The sequence below is a fragment of the Capnocytophaga sp. oral taxon 332 str. F0381 genome (assembly GCF_000318275.2).
Taxonomy (GTDB): Bacteria; Bacteroidota; Bacteroidia; order Flavobacteriales; family Flavobacteriaceae; genus Capnocytophaga; species Capnocytophaga bilenii.
Genome location: NZ_KB291296.1, coordinates 1 through 1,086, shown reverse-complemented (window position 1 = coordinate 1,086; position 1,086 = coordinate 1). Strand labels below are relative to the sequence as shown.

The window sequence follows — 1,086 nt, the reverse complement described above, 5'->3', positions numbered from 1 at the left end:
TCTATAAAAAAAGCACTCAGGCTTGCGCCTGAGTGCTTTTCTTTTCATCGCTAATTGCGTTTTAAATATAACCAACCTGTTTCTTTCTGCTGTTGGTGGTTGTCATCTTCGTATTCTATAATATAGTAGTACGTACCTTGTGGCAACTTGCTGCCGCGCTCTATCGTCACTCGTCCGGTAGAAAGCCCTCTAAATACATTGCGCACGTTGTCGTAATTTTCTATCTCAAATACTTGTACTCCCCAACGATTGAAAATCTTCACTACATTCTTCGGATACGCTTCTATGCCTCCTATATGGAAGTAGCTATTCCTTTCATTTCCGTCTATTGAAATACCATTGTATGGCAACAATCCATTCGTTACTTCTATCATTACCACCGCACTTGCACACTGTCCAAACGCATCACATAACTCATATACAATCCTATCTGTACCCACAAAGTTAGTCGATGGACGATATTCTATACTGCCGTCTGCATTCACTATCGCTGTACCATTAAGCGGTGCTGTAGTGATATTAGGCAATGTAGCTCCGTTAGGAGTGTCATTTGACAATACTGCTATCGTTACAGGGGTATTGCGTATAGTAGTTGCCCTATCATCAGCCGCTACAGGTGCTGCTGTAGGTGTCGATACGCTCGCTGGAACTACTACCCGCACCGATGCTGTATCACAGCTCACTGGTGCTGCTATCGTACATACACGGTAAGTAACTGTATAGGTTCCAGCTACCGTTGCCGGTGGTACTATCACATCTCCCGTTTCAGGGTTTAGGTATGGTTCATTTACCCCTGGAAGCGGTGGCATTATGCTTATCGTTACACTGCGTACCGATGGGTTAGGAACTCCATTCAATTTCTCATTGGTAAGTACGTTGCCTACCACTGGGCTACCCGTATAAGTAAACGTTTCTCCATTCACTTCTATCGTTGGCGTTACCGTTGGTGCTATCACTACTATTTCTATTTCTGTAGTAGCACATAAGGTTCCGTTCTTAGCACAAATTGTATATGGCACTTTATATACGCCTGCTGCTGTAGTACTTGCTACCGCTACTGTTCCATCTGCATTAAGGGTAATACCC

1 protein-coding gene is annotated in these 1,086 nt (G+C 43.7%); it reads right to left on the bottom strand.

Going from position 1 to position 1,086, the window contains the following annotated elements:
• Positions 1-50: 50 nt before the first annotated feature.
• The coding region (locus tag HMPREF9075_RS05385) for a gliding motility-associated C-terminal domain-containing protein (protein ID WP_009415470.1) at positions 51-1,086 on the bottom strand (1,036 nt) is incomplete at its 5' end.